A 21,963-nucleotide genomic window follows, 5' to 3' on the forward strand; every position below is an offset into this window, starting at 1 on the left:
CTCCCTCTAGTAGCGAACGGCTATGGTGCGAGCCTTGGCCAGGTCGTCGTGGTTGTCCACCTCGACCCAGTCGACCTCGCCGATGGGCGCGACGTGGATCGCCTCGCCGCGCTCGACCATCTCCTGGTAACCGTCCTCGTAGTAGAGCTGGGGGTCGCGCTCGAACGTCGCCTTGAGCGCGTCGGCCAGCCGCTCGGCCGCGCCGGGCCTGATGAGCGTGGCGCCGATGTACTCGCCGTACGCCTCGGCCGGGTCCATCAGCTTGGTGATGCGGCGCAGCGAGCCCTCCGGGGAGAGGGTCACCTTCATCTCCTCGTCGGCCAGCTTCTTGACGTCGTCGACCGCGAGCAGGACGTCGCTCGTCTCGGGGGCGGCCAGCAGCGTCTTCTCGACCGAGACGGGGTGGACGGTGTCGCCGTTGACCAACAGCACGCCCTGGGCGAAGTAGTCGCGGGCGCACCACAGGGAGTAGGCGTTGTTCCACTCCTCGGCCTTGTCGTTGTGCACGAGGGTGAGCTTGACGCCGTGGCGCCTCTCCAGCTCCTCCTTGCGGTCGTGCACGGCCTGCGCCGCGTAACCGACGACGACCACGACCTCCCGCAAGTCCACCTCGGCGAGGTTGCGCAGCGAGATGTCCATGATCGTGGTTTCGCCGTCAACCGGCACGAGCGCCTTGGGCAGCGTGTCGGTGTACGGCCGCAGGCGTCGTCCGGCCCCGGCGGCCAGAACCATTCCCAGCAACGTGCACTCCTCGGTCGAGCATGACTACGTGTGCCCAAAGGTTAGTTGCCTTTGGCCCCTTCGCGGGTAATCCGGCGTTAGTCTTGCGTTCCCATCTCGCTCGCCTCGACGCCCGATCGGGGCGCGGCCAGCCAGCACGTGACACTCTCCCAGCCGAACAGCGCCCACAGGTACAGGGTCAGCAGCACGTAGCCCGCGGTCATCCAACCGGCCAGGGCGGCCAGCGAGACCGCCATCATCCGGCCGTCCCAGCCGAGGCCGAGCGTCGAGAGCCAGGCCGGCGGGTAGACGCGCTGGCGCAGCCGGTAGACCAGGTCGTAGTGGTGGAAGGCGAGCGCGCCGAGCAGCAGGAAGGTCAGCACCGGCGGCAGGCCGTGGGCGAAGCCGCAGGCGGCGACGAAGCTGTACTCGATGAGCCGCAGGATCGGCGGCACCAGCCAGTCGAAGCGGCCGTCGTGCGGGTGGGTGCTGCCCGGCCCGGCCAGCAGCAGCGTCACGGCGGGCGCGAACACCGCGAGCCCGTCGGAGCCGGCCACGCCGATCAGCAGCAGCACGCCGGTGACGAACGTGCCGGCGATCACCGGCGGCAGCGGCGGGAGCTGCCCGGCCACGAGCAGGCCCATCGCGCGCGAGAGCGGCCCGTCGTCGCGGTAGGCGACGACCTTGCTCTCTGGCACGGGGGTCATGTGCACGGAGATCACGCTGCCCACCTCCCGATCCGGCGAACCGCCGCCGCGCCCGCCCCGGCGGCCCTCACCGGGCCGACCTGGCCAGGCGCCCGGCGAGCTGGTAGAGGGCGGCGACCCCGCCCCAGCACAGCAGGGACACGAACGTCACCCTGGCGTCCCACACGGCGGCCGTGACGGCGATCAGCACCGTCCGCTCGCCGATGGGCAGGACGACGATCTTCCTGAGCCAGCGGGCGAGCGAGTCGCGCTCCAGCCGCTGGGCGAGCCCGAGCATCCCGTGGGCGTGCCGGGCGTCGGCCGGCTCCAGCAGCGACCGGGCGGGCCTGGCCCACAGCGCGCCGACGCGGCCGGCGTCGGCCACCGCCTCGGCGTAGGAGTAGTCGACGGAGTGGCGGACGACCTGCGTGATCATCGCGGCGGCGGCCAGGTACCAGATCGTGATCCCGCCATGGCCGAAGGCGAGCCCGGCGTAGACCAGGTACTCCTTCAGCCGGTCGGCCATGCCGTCGGCCCAGGCGCCGAGCGGGGAGAACGTGCGGGTGTAGCGGGCGAGCTGCCCGTCGAGGCAGTCGAGCGCGAACGACATCAGGAACAGCGCGCCCCCGGCCGCCCGCCCCGCCTGGGTGCCGGCCGAGAACCAGACGGCGGCCAGCGCGGCCAGGCCGATCGAGACGCCGGTGACGGCGTTGGGGGTGAGCTTGAGCCGGACGGCCGGCCTGATCAGGTGGCGTGACCAGGTCGAGACGAAGAACGTGGCGAAGAAGCCGTCGTCCACCTTGACCGAGGTGTCGAGCCGGACCCTGGCCTCGTCGACCTCGGCGAGCCTGGTCAGGGCGCTGTCGGCGGCGTGCTGGCCGGTCACGCGGTCGGCGTGCAGCGGGCCGATCGAGGCGGCGCGCACCCGTACGCCGGCCCTGACCAGGCCCACCAGCAGCAGGTCGACCGCCTCGACGGGGGTGACGGGGCCGAGCTTGCCCAGGTCGGCCAGCTCGGCCAGCTCCTCGGCGATGTCGGCCAGGGACGCCAGGTCGGCCTCGCCGGTCTGGAGCACGCCCCTGAAGGTGGCGTTGGCCTCCGGGACGGTGTGGAACGAGCTGCCGGCGGCCACCACCCGGCCGGACTCGACGCGTACGGGCGGCCGCATCGGCGCGGCGGCGGCGTCGTGGGAGACCAGCGCCCCGGTGTCGCGCGCAGGATGTTCGAGCAGCAGCGCCAGCGCCTCGGTGTGGGCGACGAGGTCGGCGGGCAGCACCACGACCGTGCCCGAGGAGACCCGGGCGATCTTGGCCACCCCGCGCAGGTCGGCCCCGAGCCCGCCGCCGGGGGTCACCACCTGGACGTCACGGACGGGAAGCGCGGCGAACTGGTCGCTCAGCCGGTCGAGGAGCGTGCCGTCGGCGCAGGAGAGCCGGCACGCCGGGGTCGTGGCGAGCAGCACCACCGAGGTGGTCGTGCCCTCGCGGGTGAGTGAGTCGGGCAAAGCGCAGGTCTCCTCCCGGTAGGGAGTGCGTGGACACAGCGTAGCGACAGGGGCGCGCAATATCACGGAACAGGACCGTTACGCTGCCGACATGGATGCAGCGCTGCGGTCGGTCGGAGTGCTCCTCGCGGGAGGCGTGGGGCAGCGGGTCGGACATGAGATACCCAAACAGCTCATCGAAGTAGCCGGGCGGACGATTCTGGAGCACTCGATCGCGGTGTTCGAGCAGGCGCCGGAGATCGACGAGATCGTGGTGCTGATGACGCCCGGCTTCACCGACCGGGTGAAGGAGATCGTGGCGAACGGCGGCCACCGCAAGGTCACCCGGATCGTGGAGGGCGGCCGGAGCCGTACGGAGAGCACGTGGCGGGCGTTGCGGGCACTGGGCACGCAGGAGTGCGACGTGCTGCTGCACGACGCCGTACGGCCCCTTCTGGAGCCGCGGATCATCACCGAGTGCGTGGCGGCGCTGCGTACCCACCGGGCCGTCAACGTGGCGATCCCGAGCTCCGACACGGTCCTGGTGGCCGTGCCCGGCCCGGACGGCGAGGTGATCGGCGAGGTACTCGACCGCTCGCGGCTGCGCCGCAGCCAGACGCCGCAGTGCTTCCGGCTCTCGGTGATCCGCGAGGCGTACGAGCGGGCCATGGCCGACCCGGGCTTCGCCGAGCGCCCGGCCACCGACGACTGCGGCGTGGTGCTGCGCTACCTGCCCGAGGTGCCCATCCACCTGGTCCCCGGCAGCGAGCGCAACATCAAGGTCACCCACCCCGACGACCTGCGGATCGCCGAGCAGCTCTTCGCGCTCAGGGGGTCCATCTCCTGACGTGTCCGGGCATGTCGTAGACGTTCGCGTGGAAGGCCCTTGACCTGCGGGTTGTTACCGTGCGGTCGCATGAGAAGACTGCTGGCGATCGGCGCGCTGCTCGGCTGCTACCCCGTCCTGCTGGCGTCGGCGCTGTGGCCGGCGCCGCTGCTGTTCGGGCTGGTCGCCGTGGTCTCCTACGCCGTCGAGTTCGCCGCGGGACGCCTGGCCGGCGGGCTGACCGAGCTGCTCGGCCGGATGCACCTCGGCACCACCCTGCGGTTCGCGGCCAGGGAGACGGCCGCGCTGCTGCTGGTGGCGCGGGTGTCGGGGGCCGGCTCGGCGTGGTTCGTGGCGCTGGCCGCCGGGCTGTTCGCGCTGCACGGCACCCGGGCCGCGCACTCGGGGCTGGCCATCCGCCTGCGGCAGACGCTCAGCAGCATGCCGGTGACCACCCGCAACCTCGACGTGTCCGCGCTGCGCATCCCTAAGATGCCGCCCCCGTTCCTGGGCGGCCACCGCGGCGTGCGCTTCCTCGGGCTCGACGCCCTGCCGGTGCTCGGCGCGACGTTCGGCGCGGCGGCCGGGGCGGCCGGCGCGGGCGTGGCGCTGCTGCTCGGCCTGGCCGGCGTGCTGGCGCTGCTGCCGTACGTGCGCCGCACCCGGCCGCTCGGCGACCGGGCGAGGGTGCTGGAGGTCGTGGGCGAGCAGGTCAGGGCCTACGACCCGGAGGTCATCCTGTACTTCTCCGGCGCGACGGCCGCCGCCTACCAGGCCAGGATGTGGCTGCCCACCCTCGAACGCATCAACCGGCGCGCCATCGTCGTGCTGCGCGAGCGCGGCATGGCCAGGCACCTGGAGTCGACCACGCTGCCGATGGTCTGCATCCCGTCCTCGGCCGACCTGATGAGCTTCCGCGCCCTGTTCAGCGCCAAGCTCTGCCTGTACGTCTCCAACGTCGGCCGCAACGTCCACATGCTGCGCATCCCGACGCTGCGCAGCGTGTTCCTCAACCACGGCGACAGCGACAAGGAGGCGTCGTTCAACCCGTTCTCGCGGGTGTACGACGAGGTGTGGGTGGCCGGGCCGGCCGGCCGCGACCGCTACCGGCGCGCCCGCGTGGGCGTCCGGGACGAGAGCATCCACGAGGTCGGCCGGCCGCAGCTCGAAGGCATCTCGACCGAGGGCCCCGGGCTGCCGTACCGGACCGTCCTGTACGCCCCCACCTGGGAGGGCTGGAACGACGACCTGTTCCACACGTCGCTGATCACCATGGGCCCGCGCATCGTGCGCGCCCTGCTGGACCACGACCCGCAGCTGCGGATCATCTACAAGCCGCACCCGCTGACCGGCCACCGCGACAAGAGCGCCGCGCGGGCGCACCGCAGGATCGTGTCGATGATCGAGGCGGCCGAGCTGGCCAAATCGAAGGCCAGGCATCCGTCGAGCCCCGGCGGGGCGCCGGAGATCAGGCACCTGATCGTCACCGGCGACAGCCCGCACCTGTACGACTGCTTCAACGCGTGCGACCTGCTGATCAGCGACATCTCCAGCGTCGTGGCCGACTTCCTGGCCAGCGAGAAGCCGTACGCCGTGACGAACGTCGCGGGGCTGCCCGAGCGCGCCTTCCACGAGCGCTACCCGAGCACCGAGGCGGGGGTGCTCCTCGGCGAGGACCTGGCGGCCCTCGCCGGTTTCCTGGACGGTGAGGACACCCTGGCCCGAGCCAGGATCAAGCTCAGGAGCTACCTGCTCGGACCGGAGTACCCGGATGCGCTGACCCGCTTCGACGCGGCCGTCGAGCGGGTCTTCTCGGGGTCGTGATCAGCGTGGCGGCCTGGACAACCTCCGCGGGCTGGTGAGGAAGCCCCATCCCCACGAGACGTGCATGGCTGCGTAGACGAGGGGCAGGCGCAGCTTGGCCGCGCCCGGCAGCCCGCTGCCGGTGACCGCCGAGCCGGCCACGATGGCCAGCGCGTAGCCCCCGGGGACGACGAGCGCGAGCGGGAAGAACGGCGACAGCACCAGCCCCAGCGCCATGGCCAGCACCGCGGCGGGCGGCGCCAGGTAACGCAGGTTGATCGTGCCCTCGTGGGTGCGCGCGACCACGCGCCGCCAGCGGCCGTAGTGGAAGTACTGCTTGGCCAGCGCCCTGACGTTGGGCCGCGGACGGTAGGAGACCCGCATGCGCGGCTGGAACCAGACCAGCCCGCCGGTCTGGCGGATGCGGTGGTTCATCTCCCAGTCCTGGGCCCGCTGGAAGTGCTCGTCGTAGCCGCCGACCCGGTCGAGCGCCGAGCGGCGGAACACGCCGAGGTAGACGGTGTCGGCCGGGCCCGCGGTGCCGCCCACGTGGAAGGCCGCGGCGCCGACGCCGATCTTGGAGGTCATGGCGCAGGCCACGGCCTGCTCGAACGGTGTGACGCCCTCGGCCGCCATGACGCCGCCCACGTTGTCGGCGCCGGTCTCGGCCAGCGTCTCGACGGCGACGCGCAGGTAGTCGGAGGGCAGCATGGCGTGCCCGTCGACCCTGGCGATGATGCCGTTGCGTGAGGCGGCGATGGCGGCGTTGAGCGCGTTGGGCGTGCGACCGGTCGGGTTGGGCACCACGGTCACCCGGCGGTCGGCCGCCGCGATGGCGTCGGCGACCTCCTGGGTGCGGTCTTGGGACGGACCCACGGCGAGGACGACCTCGATCTCACCGGGGTAGCTCTGGGCGAGGACCTGGTCGACGGCCTCGCGAAGGTGCCGCTCCTCGTTGAGGACCGGCATGACGACGGAGATGGGGGGCCAGCCGCGCGTCTCCGCGGGCGCGTGCGGCGAGTCGGGGAACTGCTTCATGGCGGGGCTCACGCTACTGTACGACCAGGGGAGAAGGGCAATCGAAAGCCCCGGTGTCCCCGGCGGATCCGAGGAGGAGGGCATGCGCGAAGCGGGCGAGGAGGACGGCGGCGTGCTGGTGGGCGGCGACGCCTACGGCGGCGTCAGGCTCACTCCTGCCAGCCGTCCACGCAGGCCCGTGCGGAGCGCCAAGGCCCGCCGCCGCAACGTGATCGTCGCCGGCCTGCTGTCCACGGGCATCCTGGTCACCACCGGCGTGGTGTGGGCGACCCCGCGCCAGATCGGCACGGTCGACGCGGGCGTGACCGCCCCCAAGTCCCAGGGGGCCGAGAACATCCTGCTGGTCGGCGTCGACAAGCGCGACGACCTGACCCGGCAGCAGCAGAACCAGCTCAAGCTGGGCCGCGAGTCCGGCCAGCGCACCGACACGATGATGGTCATCCACCTGTCGGAGGACCACCAGCGCGTCACCGTGGTGAGCCTGCCCCGCGACACCTGGACGACGATCCCGGGCAAGGGCGACCACAAGATCAACTCGGCCTACCAGTTCGGCGGGCCGAAGCTCACCATGCAGACCGTCAAGGCCGCCACCGGGCTGGAGATCAACCGCTACATCGAGGTGAACATCCTCGGGTTCATCGACGTGGTCGACTCGCTCGGCGGCGTCACCGTCTGCACGCCGATCCCGATCAACGACCCCAAGACGGGCCTCAACCTGCTCGCCGGCACCCACCAGCTCCAGGGCGCCCAGGCGCTCGGCTACGCCCGCACCCGCGCCACCGCCCGTTCCGACCTCGACCGCATCGACCGGCAGCAGCAGGTCATCTCCGCGCTGCTCAACCGGGCGCTGAGCGCCGACACGCTGGCCAACCCGGCCAAGCTCGCCGCGTTCGTCAACTCCACGCTGAGCACGGTGAAGGTCGACCCCGACGACGGGCTGATCGGGCTGGCCACCCAGTTGCGCGACGTGTCGCTGGAGGACGTCCGCTTCGCCGACGTGCCGCTCGCGAACGTCGACTTCAAGGCCCCGACCGGCGAGTCGGCGGTGCTGTGGGACCGTCCGGCGGCCCGCGACATGTTCCGCCGCATCGACGCCGACCAGGACCTCGCCAAGCCCGTCCCCACCAAGACGGCCACGCCGTCGCCGGTCAAGACCGTGGTCCCGCCGGAGAGCGTCACGGTCAAGGTCATGAACGGCACGCTCATCACGGGGCTGGGGGCGCGTACCAAGTCGGCGCTGGTGGCCTCCGGGTTCAAGGTGCCCGGCGAGCCGGGCAACACCGGCAAGAAGGACCACAAGCAGACCCTCGTGCGTTACGCCGCGGGCCAGGAGGCGGCCGCGCGCCTGGTGGCGTCCGTCATCCCGGGCGCGGAGCTGAAGCAGGCCGCCGACGTCGAGGGCGTCGAGGTGATCGCCGGCAGCGACCAGCCGAAGATCAAGAAGCTCAAGCAGCCGGACACCCCGGCGAGCAAGCCGAGCTCAACGCCGACGACCAAGACCGCCATGGAGAACATATGCAAGAAATAGGCATAACCAGGTAAAGCCAGGGCACGTGATTGCCATGGTGGTCAATTCATGGCAGGAGGACCCCTGTACCGTCCTGCACGTCGTGGGGGATCTCGACGTGGCGGGCGCGCCTCGGCTTCGCGCCGAGCTCGATCAGGCGCTGGCGGCGGCCGATCCGCTCAACCTGGTGATGGACCTGACCGAGGTGCCCTTCTGCGACTCGGTGGGCCTCGGCGTCCTGGTGGCGACGCTCAGCCACGTCCAGGACATGAGAGGACGCATGATCCTCGTCCTCGGGCCCGGCATGATCCGTCACCTGCTGACGATCACCAACCTCGACCGGCACTTCGAGACCAGCGCCTCGCTCGGCGAGGCCCGTGCCGCCCTCGATCCGGCCGCCTGACCGCCTCCGGCCGGGATCATGGACGTGATGTCATCGAGGGCACATCTCCCCGGAGCCGCCGGCTCGTAGGCTCGCGGGAAGATCCCTCTCACGTCCGGAGGCCCGTGCGTTGTTCGATGAGTTCCCCGAGCCTGCCCGCTCCCAGCTCGCCGCGGCCTTCGCCGAGGGCAGCACCCGGCCGGAGTGGTGTCTCGCGGAAGGACGCGCGCGCCTGGCGTTCCGGGCCCCCTTCGCGGGCGCCGACCTGCCGCCGGATCCGGGCCGGCTGACGTACCGGCCGGCCCGCGACCTGCACCCCGACGAGGTGCTCGCCCTGCCCATGCGCGTCTCCGAAGGCTCGCTCGACCACGACACGCAGGTCGAGCCGGCCACCGCGGGCGCCGCGCAGGAGGCCCGCTGGATGTACGACGACCTGCTCAACCGCAAGGCCAAGCCCGGCGTCCGGCGCATCGTCGCCGGGACCGACGTGGGCGACACGCCTACCGCGAACGCCTTCCTGCATGCCGGATACTCGGAGGTCGGCCGGCTGTGCCGCTACTACTGGAGGGCTTCGTGAGACTTGGCGTGATGTTCGACCGGGATCTGCCGCCCGAGGAGCTGATCCCGTTCGCCCGGGCGCTCGACGAGACCGCCGCCGACGACCTGTGGGTGGTGGAGGACCTGGGCTGGACCGGCGGCGTCTCCGCGGCGGCCACCGCGCTGGCCGTCACGTCCCGGCTGCGCGTCGGGATCGGCATCACCCCCGCGCCGCTGCGCAACCCGATGCTGCTGGCGATGGAGATCGGCAACCTGGCCCGGATGCATCCCGGCCGGCTGGCCGCGGGCATCGGGCACGGCGTGCAGGAATGGATGCGCCAGGCGGGCGCCGCCGTGCCGTCGCCGCTCGCGCTGCTGGAGGAGACGATCACGGCCGTACGCGCCCTGCTGCGCGGCGAGACCGTCACCCTGCACGGCAAGGCGGTGCACCTCGACGGCGTGTCGCTGGTGCATCCGCCGGCCGTGCCGCCGCCCGTCCTGGCGGGTGTGAAGGGGCCGCGCTCGCTGGCGCTGTCAGGACGCCTCGCGCAGGGCACGATCGTGCCAGAGGGCGTCGGCCCGGCGCAGCTTCCCGGCGTCGTCGAGCGGATCGCCGGGGGCGACGACCACGAGCTGGCCGTGTTCACCTTCCTGCACATCGGCGAGGAGGCGGACCGGCTCGCCCATCCGGTGGTCCGGGACCAGGCGGCCTACCTGGGCGTGCCGCCGCACGAGGTCGTCATGGCGGCCGGGACCCCCGAGCAGGCGGCGGAGCAGGTCAGAAGCATGTGGGCGGCGGGTGCGCGGACGGTGGTCGTCCGGCCGCTGGGGCGCGACCCACTGCCGCACGTGCACGCCCTGCTGTCGGCGCTGTAGCCCCACCGTCTCTTCCCCGGCGCCCTGGCGTCGGGGGTGTGGTTCCTATGGCCGAATGGCGGAGGGCCATCGGTCGAACGGCCGATGGGCCTCCGCCGCCGGTTCGCCACGATCGTTTTCATGAGGCTTTTGCTGGTAATCGTGGCAATTGTGGCGGTCACCGGGTGCAGCGTGCGCTTCGACAGCGACGAGGTTCCCGCCGTCCGGACGTTCCCGTTCACGGGGGCCGAACTGAAGATCTCGTCGTCGCTGGGCGGGGTGCGGGTGCTGCCCGCCACCAGCCCGGCCGTCGAGGTGCGGCGCTGGACCCGCGGCAAGGCGTCCACCAGCCCCTCCTGGTCGCTGCGCGACGGCGTGCTGCGGCTCAGCGCCGACTGCACGCTCATCGTCGGCGACTGCGGCGCGCGCTACCACGTGAAGGTCCCGGCCGGGGTGCGGCTGACGATCGACTCCCCCGACGGCGTCATCCTGAACGGCCTCACCCAGGACGTCGACGTCTCCAGCGGTGACCGCATCGAGGTCAAGGACACCTCGGGCATGCTGCGTCTGCTGACCGACTCCGGCACCATCGAGGGGGACGGGCTGCGGTCGTCCAGCGTGCGCGGACGCACCCTGGACGGCTCGATCTCCCTGGCCTTCGCCGCGCCGCCCGCCGACCTGGACCTGAAGTCGCGGGAGGGCGGCGTGACCGTCCGCGTGCCGAAGGACTCCTACCAGGTGAAGGTCGAGAGCCAGGACGGCTCCGAGCACTCCGACATCAAGAGCACGAAGTCCAGCTCCAGGACCATCCTCGCCCGCAGCACGTACGGCAACGTACGCGTCCTGACCCGCTGACCCCGTCCGGCCGCGCCGGTGTTTCGGAGGCGCGCCGGTGTTTCGGAGGCGCGCCTCCAACCTGTAGGGGCGCGCCGGTGTTTCGGAGGCGTACCTCCAACCTGTAGGGGCGCGCCGGTGTTTCGGAGGCGTCAGCCGACCTCCGCCTCCTGCCGCGCCTCCACCGTCCGCACGGACGTCTCCGCCTGCCGCACGGCCTTCCAGAAGTACGTCGAGCTGGGCTTGCCCGCCTCGGCGTACTTCTCGGCCAGCGCCCTGGCCATCACCACCAGCCGGCGGCCGCGGAGCTGGAAGCCCGCCGCCTCCGGCACCGCGCCGAGGGCCCGGTGGTTCCAGTACGTGGCCAGCCGCCGCCAATGCTCGGCCTCCTTCCCACCCGCGCCACACGCCTCGCAGGCCAGCAGGACGGCCAGCTCGTGGGCGGCCCTGGCGTCACCTCTCTCCGCCGACCGCAGCCGGAACATGCCCAGACGTCCCCAATGCAGCGGAACCCGCAGATCCGTGGGCGAAGGCCGCCAGGACGACTGCTCGCCGGGCGCGGGCTCCAGGACGTCCCCGCCGGTCAGGGCGGCGGCCGGCGATCCGTTGCGGCGTCGCGCGGCCTCCCCCGCCTCGGCCTTGGCGGCCTGCCACAGGGCGCTGAACTCGGCGGTCAGCTCCTCCACGGACTCGATGGGCATGCCGGACTTCACCGCGATCACCTGGCACACCTCGACGATGGTCCGCATCAGCATGAAATCCGGCACTTTCTGCGACCTGCCGTTCAGCAGGTCGGAGACGGTCGACTTCGGCAACGGCCGGCGCCATCTGTTTCGTTCGGGGTCTTCGGCCAAAAGGGCGAGCGCGACTTTTTCGATCCGTTTCAGCGAGGGGTTTCCGCATTCGATTTCACGCAATCTGTTCAGACGTGTCACGAGCAGAGCAAGGTGATCTTCGCCTTGATCGACATCCTTCATGAGCCGCCCCGGTTCGGACACCGTTGTCCGGTTTAAGAGTGGAAGTGGCATTTCGAGAAGGCGGGCAGGCGCCACCCTCTCGTTGCGTTGAGATAAGCAGCCATAGTGCCATAAGTCGGTCTTGTGGGGGTGCCATGCTCATCACACACATCCGCCCCTCTAGACCTTCTCGGCCGAATCCATCCGATGTCGTCCGAATACGTCCGAGGCAAGCGCGATCATGGCCGGAATGATCAATTGCGCGGACGCGCCCCCGAGTCCCGCTGGTACTCCTACGTCAACGAACAAGCCCGTACGGCAAGGGGACACGAATGAGCAAGGCAACCCTCATCTGGTCGGCGGTCAGCGGCGCCCTGCTCGCGCTGCTCGTGGGTGTCGTCGCCGGCCTGCTCGCCACCGGGAACGGCAGCACGGTCGCGGGCGCCATCATGGCGGGCGCGACGGCCTCCGGCGGCTTCGCGGCACTCTGGATCACCGGCACCTCGGCCGTCCACACCTGGCTGAACTCCCAGAAGCCCGAGACCCCTTCACAAGACACCAGCAACTGACCGCCCCCGCCCCCCGGCACGTCCAGCACCCGCACACCCCCGCACCCGCACCCGCACGGACGGCGAACGCATCGAGGACCGGTCGGAGACCCCGCACCGGTCCCACACCTCCGCCTGACCGCACCTCCCCTGACCGCACCTGCCCGGACGGGCCCCGCCTGACCGCGCCTTTCCCGGACCGCACCTCCCCCGAGCCCGTCCCACACCTGCCGTTCCGCTCCTGCCTGTAGACGGCGGCGGGTTACGCTGGCGACCGTCCTGCACCCATTTGTCACGAAGGCAGCACCCGGAGGCGCCCATGGCGATGCCCAGGAAGGGCTCGCGGCTCATCACGGTCGACGGCACCGCCTTCCGCTGGCAGGTCAGCCACAGACCCTCCTTCGACGACGGCGGATCCGCGGCCCCGCTCACCTTCGTCGTCGAACGCGACGAGGCCCCCGGCCGCGTCCTGCTCGTGTCACTCCCCTGCGCCCGGCCGGACAACTGGCGAGGAGCCCGGACGATCGCGGTCCGCCCGCCGCTCGTCGCCGCATGCGTCCGCCGCGCACTCGAACACGGCTGGACCCCCGCCCGACCAGGCCCCCGCTTCACCCTCGCCGTCACCGAGGACGAACTGACCGAACTCCTGGGCGGCCCGCCCGCCTACCTGGTCCCCTTCCTCTGGGGCATGATCCCGGAAGGCGGCACCATCAGGGACCTCCCCCGCGCCAGGCAGATCTGGAGCCGCGAAAGCACCGACACCGACCACACGCCATAACACGCCCCCACCGTCGACGGGCAAGGTCGAACCACGCATCCTGGATCGTCACCTTCCTCGACGGACGCCCTAGACGGCGGACAGCTTCGACCCGGTGTCCATGTCAGTGATCCCGCCCGCCCGCGGCCGGGACGGCGAGGGGCCGGAATCCTGCGACTTTCCGTCAAACCCGGCAACGCCCCCGGCCATCACGCCATGCACGCATCACGATTCGCGGGCCTCCGACTCCCGGACCCGCGCGAATTCCGAGCGATGACGAAATCCCTCTCGCCCTTCACAACCCCCGATGACGCGCAATTCGCGGCAACCTCCGCCGAAATTCCCGCGGGTCTTCGAGATCCCATTGCTCACCATCCGGGACGCCGCCGAGCGCCGGAATCAAAGGGAAACCGCTGAAAACCCCGCGCCTATGAACGGCCTCGTACAACGCCGCGGACTCCGAACCGGTGACCCTCTCAAAGGCTTCGTGCGCGACGTAGGCCAGCAGCTCGAAATCCGGCCCCTCCTCCTCAAGGCGACGCACCATGTCCCGCGAGCGGGCCTTCTTCGAGGCGGAATATGCCCTCTTGAGATCCAGGTAAGGTAACACCTGAGGCAGTTCGATGAGCAGGTCCGGGCAGTCGGCGACCCTCTCGAACGATTCTCGCCCGAGGCTGATGAGCCAGCTCACGAAGTATTCGAACCCGTCCAGCGAACCACTGCTGAACACCCACCAATGGGCGGCGTACAAATCCATGGTGCAACCGCGCGCCTGAAGACCCGTCCACAGGCATTGGTAGTCGATCAGCTCTTCCGGAGAACGACCGGAAAGCTCCTCCAGCATCCACGCGAGCCGCGCGTCCTTGGTCTCAGCCGCACGGCCGGAGCGCTCGATCAGTTCCCAGAAGCCGTCGACGTCCATGGCCGGACATGCTGACATCGCGAACGAAGCAGCGTAAAGAAACCCCTGAGCCCCTGAAACCATCAGGGCCGCCACCTAGGAAGCCGCCGCCCCGCCCTGCTCCCGGCGTACCATCTCCGCGATCCACACCGGCGCGAACGGCGAGGTGCACCCCGGGGACGTCGGATAGTCCTTGAGCACCTCCAGGCGCTCACCGATGTCGATCGCACGGGCGCGGTGCTCGGCGTGCTCGATCCCGATGTGAGCCAGGCAGTTGTTCATCTCCCACTGCAGGCGGTCGGGGGCGTCCTTCATCTCCGCCTCGATGACGTCGAGCAGCTCCACCAGGTCGAGCCCCTCGGGCTTCTTCGCCACGCGCTCGACGGTCAACGCCCACCCGGCGCTCGCGACCAGCGGATCGGGATCGGCCGACCAGGCCACGCGCAGCTCTTCGGAGTGCGGGCTCTTCTTCACCACGTAGTTCACGAGCCAGTCGCGCACCTTCGGCGTACGCGCCTGGCGCACCATGGTGTCCAGTTCGTCCCGCTCGAACGCCTTCGGACGGCAGACCAGCGTCGCCAGCAACCTCGCCGCGGTGTCCCCCGTCGCCCAGAGCTCGCGTGCGAGTTCCTGCTGCGTCTTCAGCCGCTTGGCGAGGGCGCGCAGCTTGCCGAGGTTCACGCCGTGATCGTCGCCGTGCCTCTCGTTCACCTCGCGCGCCTTGGGATCCTCCAGCTCGGCCAGCTCGGCCATCACCTCGGTCAACGTCACCCCGGCCACCTCCTCAGAAGCACCTCCAGCCTAAACGCGTCGTAACGTACTTTGGTGTGTCTCCGTGACCGACCGGACGGGGACTGCATGGAACAGGGCAAGGCTTCGAGGTGGGACGGCGTCACTCTGCGGTCCAGCTACAAGGACCACCTGATCGAAGGACGCGACAAACTGGCCGACGCCGCACGTGACGGCGCCTGGCCCACAGTCTTCGAGCTGCTCGAAGAGCATCCCGAATGGGTCAACGGCGGCAGAGTCGGCGGCACCAGCGGATACGCCCCGCTCCACCAGGCCGCCTGGCACGGCGCCGACGTCAGCGTCGTGCACCGGCTGGCCGCCCGCGGCGCTTGGCGCACGCTCCGTACGGCTCAAGGAGAGCGGCCGATCGACATCGCCACGCGCCGCGGACACCACCACCTCCTGGCACCGCTCGCCCCGGTCATCCACCACCACCTGCCGGCCGCAACCCTGAGCTCGATCCTGCGCCACTTCCACGCACTGATCCACGAACGCGCCGACGACCTGGTCACCGAGCACCAGCTACGCCTCCCCGAACTGGAACCTCTGACCGAGCAACGGCACCCGGCCTGCTGGTTCGCCGTCCCCGGCATGTACGGCGGCTTCAGCTACCGGCTGGAGCGAACCCAGCTGACCGTGGAAAGCTGGTGCCGCGTCGTCGGCGGTTCGGGCCAACGCCACCTCATCGACGAACACGGCACCCGCCTGACCGCCGAAGGCTTCGTCTGACCGACTGCCCCCACAGGCCCTCCAGCTGAGCTCTCGCCTCCTACAGCACACCGATCACTCACCCCCGATCGCCCGACGAGCCCCACTCCACCATGCATGACGAGCGGACGAGACTCCGTCTGGCAACCCGCTTCTTGAGGATTTAGCGGCTCTTCACCATGTGCCGGGTACTGGTGGGTCCCCGCATGAAGCCAGACGACCTCCTACCTCCAGACCAGCCGCCTGAGGAAGTCCAGCGCCCGGAAGGCCGAGCACGAGTCCCGGCTGTAGTTGGCGCTCATCCCTTAGTCGTCTGACATCCCTTGCATTCACCCATCGGGCGCGCTACAAAGCCTGAATTGCCGCACTTCTTCACACAGCCCCGGTCAAGCTTCAAAGGCGAGCGACGATAGGCCGGCATGGATATGCACACCCGTTCACACATGCATCTTACGGGGGATCAGACTCCTTTTAGAGTTAACCTTTCTCCAGGCGCCATACAGTGTGGGCCGTATATAGGAGATCATGTATCATCTCATACTTATCACCCGAAACATCTCGATATATAATATGCATCTCGAGACTTTCCAGAGTGCGAAGCGCCCGCTCGGCCCATGCCGCAATCTCCGAATGAGGGACCGAGTTTCCCGGGATCGTCATCCCTGCACCTAGACACTGAAGGTAGTAGTCACGACTCCTGACCAGACCGTTCCGATTTAAGTCCGAGCAAACCTGCTCCCAGGTGAGCCAGGTTTCGGGTTGAGACCCCTCGACGTGAGCGGCTCGCATCCTGTATCGAAACTCGACCAGATCAACCACGCAACGACCCGGCCCACTGTTCTTTATATGCACGGTCCAGCGAGAGCGAATATGGCTACTCGCCACTCTCTCGTCGCCTCTGGTGCCCAGCGTGGCCGAGATGGACTTCGAGAACTGATCGCGGGCGATGAGTAAGCCGCCTAGTATCACGACAAGATTGGCAGCAGTTTGGACATCGAATACAGTCAGTCGCCATGGCCACACCGCAAGCATGGATGGAGCGACGTTACGTCGAACTATTTCCCACACCAGGTCGATCAGCAGAAATATTACGATAACGCCCGGAAGGACCGTCTGCATCCGCCGCCGCCGTATACAAACAGGCGCGCCATTTATTTTTACTCTCTTGTGGACACCAGAAGCCCTCACAGCATGCCAACGAACCGACATGCCGCTCAGTTCCACGGACATTCGGATGAGCCATAAATGGCGTTTGGTGCTCTCGTCAGGAATTGGTGTTGGTCTGATCACCTCCTCGCGAGGGAACTGGCCCAGACCCGCCTGGACGAACTGCTGTGCCCTTTGCACGCTTCTCGATGGCCTTCCGCGCTTATCGGTGATTCCTGCCGGCACGTAGGTTTGTCCTGCCATGGCCGGTCCGGTGCCCCTCGCGGCAGCCAAGGAGAAAACCACCGCCCAAGCGCGCCTCGCACAACATCTACTGAGCTCTCTTCCGCCGGCAAGGGATATCTCGGGCGCGCAGCACGGTTCGGACACCGTCCAAGCGGCAGCGCTCTCGCCCCTGGCCATCCCGAGGACAGCGAGACATTGGCCGCGTCCACGCCATGGGCAAACGCGCCGTCGGGACAATGGACAGTTGGAAGGTGACGGCATAGCCGCGCATCGAGCAGCCGGACTCCTGGAGACCATCGTCCTGCAGCTCAACACAGAAAGCCACCGCTCATGGTTGAAGGGGACTCGCTGATCTTCTGCCACTCTGACCTGAGGCGGAGCTTGAGGCAGGGCCAAACCCTGTAACGCCACGAGTAGGCGCATCATGCGGCTGAGGTCTGCCACGGCTCTCATTGAGGTGCTGCGGCGTGGGCAAGGTCTGAGAAGAGCGAGCATCAGGCGCGGCCAGGTCCATCATGCTCGGATGTGCCGCTTGCCGGTACGTACCAGGGCGTCGGGACGATCGGTGTGCCGCAGCCCATCGCGGGCAAGTGCGCAAGGGCCGAGGTTTGCGTGCTGGTGTCCTCGGCGCCGCGGTGTCAGCAACGAAGGGAACTGCGGCCTCGGCCGGCCTCGACCGTTCATCCTCAAGAAGTTGCCAGTTGCGTGACCTGCACGTCCACTGGATGCCTGGCTCCTACAACTGAGCCCGCTCGGGGATCGACGACCGTCTGTTCCGTCCGCGCCGCGTCTCTCACGGAACAGGCACGGAACAGTGATCGTTAGCCCGGCAACCACAAGACAGCGAGCCCCGCCTCAGCCGACCGGCAGGCGGGGTTCTCGCACGTCAGGGGCTACTTGAGGAGCTGGCGGGCCATCACCATGCGCTGGATCTGGTTGGTGCCCTCGTAGATCTGGGTGATCTTGGCGTCGCGCATCATGCGTTCCACCGGGAAGTCCTTCGTGTACCCGTACCCGCCCAAAAGCTGCACCGCATCAGTGGTGATCTCCATGGCGGCGTCCGAGGCGGCGCACTTGGCGGCGCTCGACAGGAACGTCAGGTCCTTCTGCGGCTGTCCGTGCATCGCCAGCTCGCTCTTGGCGGCGGCGCGGTACGTCAGCTGCCTGGCCGCCTCCAGCTTCATCGCCATGTCGGCGATCATGAACTGCAGGCCCTGGAAGTCGCCGATCGGACGGCCGAACTGCTTGCGCTCCTTGACGTAGCCGATCGCGTAGTCGAGGGCGCCCTGGGCGATGCCCAGCGCCTGGGCGGCGATCGTGACGCGGGTGTGGTCGAGGGTGGCGAGGGCCGTCTTGAAGCCGGTGCCTGGCTCGCCGATCATGCGGGACGCCGGGATGCGCACGTTCTCCAGGATCACCTGGCGGGTGGGCGAAGCCTTGATGCCGAGCTTCTTCTCCTTCGGCCCGAAGGAGACGCCTTCGTCGGACTTCTCCACCACGAAGGCGGAGATGCCCCGGGCGCCGGCGGACGGGTCGGTCACGGCCATCAGCGTGTAGTACTCGGAGACGCCGGCGTTGGTGATCCACATCTTGGTGCCGTTGAGCACGTAGTGGTCGCCGTCGAGGACGGCGCGGGTCTTCATGGCGGCGGCGTCGGAGCCCGCCTCCGGCTCGGACAGCGCGTACGAGAACATGGCCTCGCCCCTCGCCACCGGCGCGAGGTAACGCTGCTTGAGCTCCTCGGACGCCGAGAGCAGGAGCGGCACGGTGCCCAGCTTGTTCACGGCCGGGATGAGCGAGGACGACGCGCAGGCCCGCGCGACCTCCTCGATGACGATCACCGCGGCCAGCGCGTCCGCCCCGGCGCCCCCGTACTCCTCGGGAACGTGGACGGCGTGCAGGTCGGCGGCGACGAGGGCCTTGTAGACGTCCCAGGGGAACTCTTCGGACTCGTCGGCCGCCGCGGCCTGCGGCGCGATCTTCTCGTCGGCCAGGGCGCGGACCGTCTCCCTGAGCATGTCGTGCTCTTCGGCGGGCGCATAGAGAGGGAAGCTCATGCCTAGATACTAGGACGTCCGAGCACTTTGTTACCAGCTAGTACGGTTTGCGAACAGACGCAGGTGGCACGAAGGAGGTAGCGAAGGCCGGTAGCATGCCTGGCGATCGAAAGGAGCTCGCTCGTGCCATATCGCCTCACGGTGATCGGGACCGGATACCTGGGCATCACGCATGCGGCCTGCATGGCGGATCTCGGATTCGAAGTCCTTGGCCTCGACATTGACGCGGACAAGATCCGCCGGCTGAACGACGGTGAGCTCCCCATCCACGAGCCCGGGCTGGAACCCGTGCTCCGCCGTGGGCTCGACTCCGGGCGTCTTCGCTTCACCAGCTCCTACGAAGAGGTCGCCGCCTTCGGCGACGTGCACTTCGTCTGCGTCGGCACACCGCAGAAGAAGGGCGAGTACGCCGCGGACGTGTCGTACATGGACAGCGCCATCGAGTCGCTCGCGCCGCTTCTCGACCGCGAGTGCCTGGTCGTCGGCAAGTCCACCGTGCCGGTCGGCACCGCCGAGCGCATGGCCGACAAGCTCGCCCGCCTGTCGCCGGCGGGCGTGGGCGTCGAGCTGGCCTGGAACCCCGAGTTCCTGCGCGAGGGCTTCGCGGTGGAGGACACCCTGCACCCCGACCGCATCGTGCTCGGCGTGCGCTCGGAGCGGGCCGAGAAGGTGCTGCGCGACGTGTACGCGCCGCTCGGGGACGTCCCGTTCGTGGTGACCGACTTCGCGACGTCGGAGCTGGTCAAGACGGCGGCCAACGCCTTCCTGGCCACCAAGATCTCCTTCATCAACGCCATGGCCGAGGTCTGCGAGGCCGCGCACGCCGACGTCAAGCAGCTGTCCGAGGCGCTGTCGTACGACGACCGCATCGGCGGGCGCTTCCTCAACGCCGGGCTCGGCTTCGGCGGCGGCTGCCTGCCCAAGGACATCAGGGCCTTCATGGCACGGGCCGGCGAGCTGGGCGCCGACCAGGCGCTGACGTTCCTGCGCGAGGTCGACGCGATCAACATGCGCCGCCGCGCCCGCATGGTCGACCTGGCCAGGGAGCTGGCGGGCGGCTCGTTCCACGGGTGCACGGTCGGCGTGCTGGGCGCGGCCTTCAAGCCGAACTCGGACGACATTCGCGACTCCCCCGCCCTGGACGTCGCCGTGACGATCGGCCACCAGGGCGGACAGGTCACCGTCTACGACCCGATCGCGCTCGACAACGCTCGCAAGGCTCACCCGGAGCTGAACTACGGCGAGTCGGCCGTCGAGGCGGTCCGCGGGGCGCACGTGGTGCTGCTGCTGACGGAGTGGAAAGAGTTCCTGGAGCTCGATCCGGAGGAGCTGGGCGCGGTGGTCGCGACCCGGCGCATCGTCGACGGCCGCAACGCGCTCAACTCCGAGGTGTGGCGCTCGGCCGGCTGGCACTACCGGGCGCTCGGCCGCCCGTGACCTCCGCGCGGCGCCTTCCCGAACGCCCGGGACCCCTCAGCACGGGGAACCGGGCGCCCGGGTAAGTCCGTTCTGCCCCTGGACGGCCCTGAGTTGCCTGCTCAGAGCTCCGCGGCCTCCGCGCGCAGCTTCTCACCCTTGGCGTACGCCTGCTCCTTGAGACGCCCCTGGAACTCCTCCATGCGCTCGCGCAGCCCGGCGTCTGAGGCCCCGAGGATGCGGACGGCCAGCAGCCCCGCGTTGCGCGCGCCCCCGACCGCCACCGTGGCCACCGGCACCCCGGCCGGCATCTGGACGATCGACAGCAGGGAGTCCATCCCGTCGAGGTACTTCAGCGGCACCGGCACCCCGATCACCGGCAGCGGCGTCACCGAGGCCAGCATGCCGGGCAGGTGCGCCGCCCCGCCGGCCCCCGCGATGATCACCCGGATGCCGCGGGAGGCCGCCTGCCGGCCGTACTCGATCATCTCGACCGGCATGCGGTGGGCCGAGACGACGTCGGCCTCGAACGGCACCCCGAACTCCGCCACGGCCTCGGCCGCGGCCTTCATCACGGGCCAGTCGGAATCCGACCCCATGACGATCCCGATTCGAGCTGTCACGTGTACTCCCCGGTCATGAGGTAGACGGCGGCGTGGCGGGCGCGGGCGCGGACCTTGTCGAGATCGGCGCCCAGGGCCGTGACGTGCCCGATCTTGCGGCCCGGACGCACTTCCTTGCCGTAGAAGTGCAGCTTGATGCCGGGGTCGTGGGCCAGCACGTGCTCGTAGCGCTTGAACAGGTCGGGGTCGTCGCCGCCCAGCAGGTTGGCCATGACGACGACCGGGGCGGTCATCGCGGGCGAGCCGAGCGGCAGGTCGAGCACGGCCCGCAGGTGCTGCTCGAACTGGGACGTGGTGGAGCCTTCGATCGTCCAGTGGCCGCTGTTGTGGGGGCGCATGGCCAGCTCGTTCACCACGAGCCCGCCGGCGGTCTGGAACAGCTCCACCGCCAGCAGCCCGGTCACGCCCAGCTCGTGGGCGATCTTCAGGCCGATGCGCTGGGCGACGGCGGCGTCCTCGGGGTCCATGCCGGGGGCGGGGGCGAGCACCTCGACGCAGATGCCGTCCTGCTGCACGGTCTCCACGACCGGGTAGCTGACGCCCTGCCCGTGGGGCGAGCGGGCCACCAGCACCGCGAGCTCCCGCTCGAACGGCACGAAAGCCTCGGCCATCAGCTCGACGCCGGTGGCGAACGCCTCGGCCACGTCGTCGGGGGTGCGGCAGACCCACACGCCGCGCCCGTCGTAGCCGCCGCGGACCGACTTCAGCACGACCGGCCAGCCGTGCTCGTCGGCGAACGCCGCGGCGTCCGCCGCCGAGGCGACCCTGGCCCAGGCCGGGCAGGGCACGCCGATCGCGGTCAGCCGTTCGCGCATGACGGCTTTGTCCTGTGCGTGCACGAGCGCGTCGGCGCCCGGGTGGACGGCGTGGCCGTCGGCGATCAGGGCCCTGATGTGCTCGGTCGGCACGTGCTCGTGGTCGAACGTGATCGCGTCGCAGCCCTGGGCGAAGGCCCGCAGGTCGGCCAGGTCGCGGTAGTCTCCGACCTGGGTGTCGACGATCACTCGTGCGGCGCTCTCCCCGGGGGCGGCGGCCAGCACCCGCAGCTCGACCCCGAGCGCGATGGCCGGCGGCTGCGTCATCCGGGCGAGCTGACCGGCGCCGACGATGCCGACGACCGGCCCGATGGGACTGTAGGAACTCAC

The 21,963-nt window shown here is 69.7% G+C and carries 21 protein-coding genes; 11 read left to right on the plus strand and 10 right to left on the minus strand.

The window, feature by feature from the left end; genetic code table 11:
• Positions 1 to 6: 6 nt before the first annotated feature.
• From ACIBST_RS08855 to ACIBST_RS08865, 3 genes are all read right to left on the minus strand, one after another.
• The gene (locus ACIBST_RS08855; protein ID WP_352321581.1) at positions 7 to 741 is read right to left on the minus strand and encodes a phosphocholine cytidylyltransferase family protein; all 735 of its coding nucleotides are present in this window, start codon (positions 739 to 741) and stop codon (positions 7 to 9) included.
• A gap of 77 nt (positions 742 to 818) precedes the next feature.
• Positions 819 to 1,442, minus strand: coding sequence for a DUF5941 domain-containing protein (locus ACIBST_RS08860; protein WP_364325840.1), 624 nt, complete (start codon positions 1,440 to 1,442; stop codon positions 819 to 821).
• 52 nt (positions 1,443 to 1,494) lie between these two features.
• Entirely contained in the window at positions 1,495 to 2,910 is a 1,416-nt protein-coding gene (locus ACIBST_RS08865) for a CDP-alcohol phosphatidyltransferase family protein (RefSeq protein ID WP_397170296.1), read from the minus strand.
• A 91-nt stretch (positions 2,911 to 3,001) separates the two neighbouring features.
• Here ACIBST_RS08865 and ACIBST_RS08870 point away from each other — a divergent pair, with 91 nt between their 5' ends.
• Together ACIBST_RS08870 and ACIBST_RS08875 are read left to right on the plus strand one after the other, a co-directional pair.
• Positions 3,002 to 3,736, plus strand: coding sequence for a 2-C-methyl-D-erythritol 4-phosphate cytidylyltransferase (locus tag ACIBST_RS08870; RefSeq protein WP_397170298.1), 735 nt, complete (start codon positions 3,002 to 3,004; stop codon positions 3,734 to 3,736).
• A gap of 69 nt (positions 3,737 to 3,805) precedes the next feature.
• Positions 3,806 to 5,539 (plus strand): CDP-glycerol glycerophosphotransferase family protein, encoded by a 1,734-nt coding sequence (locus tag ACIBST_RS08875; RefSeq protein WP_397170300.1) that lies wholly within the window; start codon positions 3,806 to 3,808, stop codon positions 5,537 to 5,539.
• Here the strand turns inward: ACIBST_RS08875 and ACIBST_RS08880 are convergent, their stop codons facing one another.
• Positions 5,540 to 6,556, minus strand: a complete 1,017-nt coding sequence (locus ACIBST_RS08880; protein ID WP_397170302.1) for a glycosyltransferase family 2 protein — start codon at positions 6,554 to 6,556, stop codon at positions 5,540 to 5,542.
• Between the two features lie 82 nt (positions 6,557 to 6,638).
• On the opposite strand from ACIBST_RS08880, the gene ACIBST_RS08885 reads away from it, so the two are divergent.
• The 5 genes from ACIBST_RS08885 (at position 6,639) to ACIBST_RS08905 (ending at position 10,692) form a co-directional block, all read left to right on the plus strand.
• The gene (locus ACIBST_RS08885; RefSeq protein ID WP_397170304.1) at positions 6,639 to 8,084 is read left to right on the plus strand and encodes an LCP family protein; all 1,446 of its coding nucleotides are present in this window, start codon (positions 6,639 to 6,641) and stop codon (positions 8,082 to 8,084) included.
• 34 nt (positions 8,085 to 8,118) lie between these two features.
• The gene (locus ACIBST_RS08890) at positions 8,119 to 8,466 is read left to right on the plus strand and encodes an STAS domain-containing protein (protein WP_397170306.1); all 348 of its coding nucleotides are present in this window, start codon (positions 8,119 to 8,121) and stop codon (positions 8,464 to 8,466) included.
• Positions 8,467 to 8,575: 109 nt separating this feature from the next.
• On the plus strand, positions 8,576 to 9,022 hold the full coding sequence (locus ACIBST_RS08895; RefSeq protein ID WP_397170308.1) for a hypothetical protein: 447 nt from the start codon (positions 8,576 to 8,578) through the stop codon (positions 9,020 to 9,022).
• Entirely contained in the window at positions 9,019 to 9,858 is an 840-nt protein-coding gene (locus ACIBST_RS08900) for an LLM class flavin-dependent oxidoreductase (RefSeq protein WP_397170310.1), read from the plus strand. The genes ACIBST_RS08895 and ACIBST_RS08900 overlap by 4 nt, the downstream gene beginning before the upstream one ends.
• A gap of 141 nt (positions 9,859 to 9,999) precedes the next feature.
• Positions 10,000 to 10,692 (plus strand): DUF4097 family beta strand repeat-containing protein, encoded by a 693-nt coding sequence (locus ACIBST_RS08905; protein WP_397170312.1) that lies wholly within the window; start codon positions 10,000 to 10,002, stop codon positions 10,690 to 10,692.
• 131 nt (positions 10,693 to 10,823) lie between these two features.
• Here the strand turns inward: ACIBST_RS08905 and ACIBST_RS08910 are convergent, their stop codons facing one another.
• Entirely contained in the window at positions 10,824 to 11,486 is a 663-nt protein-coding gene (locus ACIBST_RS08910) for a hypothetical protein (protein ID WP_397170314.1), read from the minus strand.
• Positions 11,487 to 11,959: 473 nt separating this feature from the next.
• Here ACIBST_RS08910 and ACIBST_RS08915 point away from each other — a divergent pair, with 473 nt between their 5' ends.
• Complete coding sequence (locus ACIBST_RS08915) at positions 11,960 to 12,196, plus strand: hypothetical protein (protein ID WP_397170316.1); 237 nt, start codon at positions 11,960 to 11,962, stop codon at positions 12,194 to 12,196.
• A gap of 298 nt (positions 12,197 to 12,494) precedes the next feature.
• Positions 12,495 to 12,953 carry a hypothetical protein gene (locus ACIBST_RS08920; RefSeq protein WP_397170318.1) on the plus strand — a complete coding sequence of 153 codons (459 nt, stop codon included), beginning with the start codon at positions 12,495 to 12,497 and terminating at the stop codon, positions 12,951 to 12,953.
• 274 nt (positions 12,954 to 13,227) lie between these two features.
• Here the strand turns inward: ACIBST_RS08920 and ACIBST_RS08925 are convergent, their stop codons facing one another.
• On the minus strand, positions 13,228 to 13,854 hold the full coding sequence (locus ACIBST_RS08925) for a DUF4240 domain-containing protein (RefSeq protein ID WP_397170320.1): 627 nt from the start codon (positions 13,852 to 13,854) through the stop codon (positions 13,228 to 13,230).
• Positions 13,855 to 13,929: 75 nt separating this feature from the next.
• On the minus strand, positions 13,930 to 14,586 hold the full coding sequence (locus ACIBST_RS08930; protein WP_397170721.1) for a DNA alkylation repair protein: 657 nt from the start codon (positions 14,584 to 14,586) through the stop codon (positions 13,930 to 13,932).
• 105 nt (positions 14,587 to 14,691) lie between these two features.
• Between ACIBST_RS08930 and ACIBST_RS08935 the strand changes: the two genes are divergently transcribed.
• A complete protein-coding gene (locus ACIBST_RS08935) occupies positions 14,692 to 15,351 on the plus strand; it encodes a hypothetical protein (protein WP_397170322.1) in 660 nt (219 codons plus the stop codon).
• A gap of 2,264 nt (positions 15,352 to 17,615) precedes the next feature.
• Here ACIBST_RS08935 and ACIBST_RS08940 read toward each other — a convergent pair.
• A complete protein-coding gene (locus ACIBST_RS08940) occupies positions 17,616 to 18,779 on the minus strand; it encodes an acyl-CoA dehydrogenase family protein (protein WP_352321609.1) in 1,164 nt (387 codons plus the stop codon).
• A gap of 123 nt (positions 18,780 to 18,902) precedes the next feature.
• On the opposite strand from ACIBST_RS08940, the gene ACIBST_RS08945 reads away from it, so the two are divergent.
• Entirely contained in the window at positions 18,903 to 20,216 is a 1,314-nt protein-coding gene (locus ACIBST_RS08945; protein WP_397170324.1) for a UDP-glucose dehydrogenase family protein, read from the plus strand.
• A 101-nt stretch (positions 20,217 to 20,317) separates the two neighbouring features.
• Here the strand turns inward: ACIBST_RS08945 and purE are convergent, their stop codons facing one another.
• A complete protein-coding gene (gene purE, locus ACIBST_RS08950) occupies positions 20,318 to 20,794 on the minus strand; it encodes a 5-(carboxyamino)imidazole ribonucleotide mutase (protein ID WP_357702729.1) in 477 nt (158 codons plus the stop codon).
• Between the two features lie 20 nt (positions 20,795 to 20,814).
• Positions 20,815 to 21,963 carry a 5-(carboxyamino)imidazole ribonucleotide synthase gene (locus tag ACIBST_RS08955; RefSeq protein WP_397170326.1) on the minus strand — a complete coding sequence of 383 codons (1,149 nt, stop codon included), beginning with the start codon at positions 21,961 to 21,963 and terminating at the stop codon, positions 20,815 to 20,817.

This window comes from Nonomuraea sp. NPDC049684 (assembly GCF_044465345.1).
GTDB lineage: Bacteria > Actinomycetota > Actinomycetes > Streptosporangiales > Streptosporangiaceae > Nonomuraea.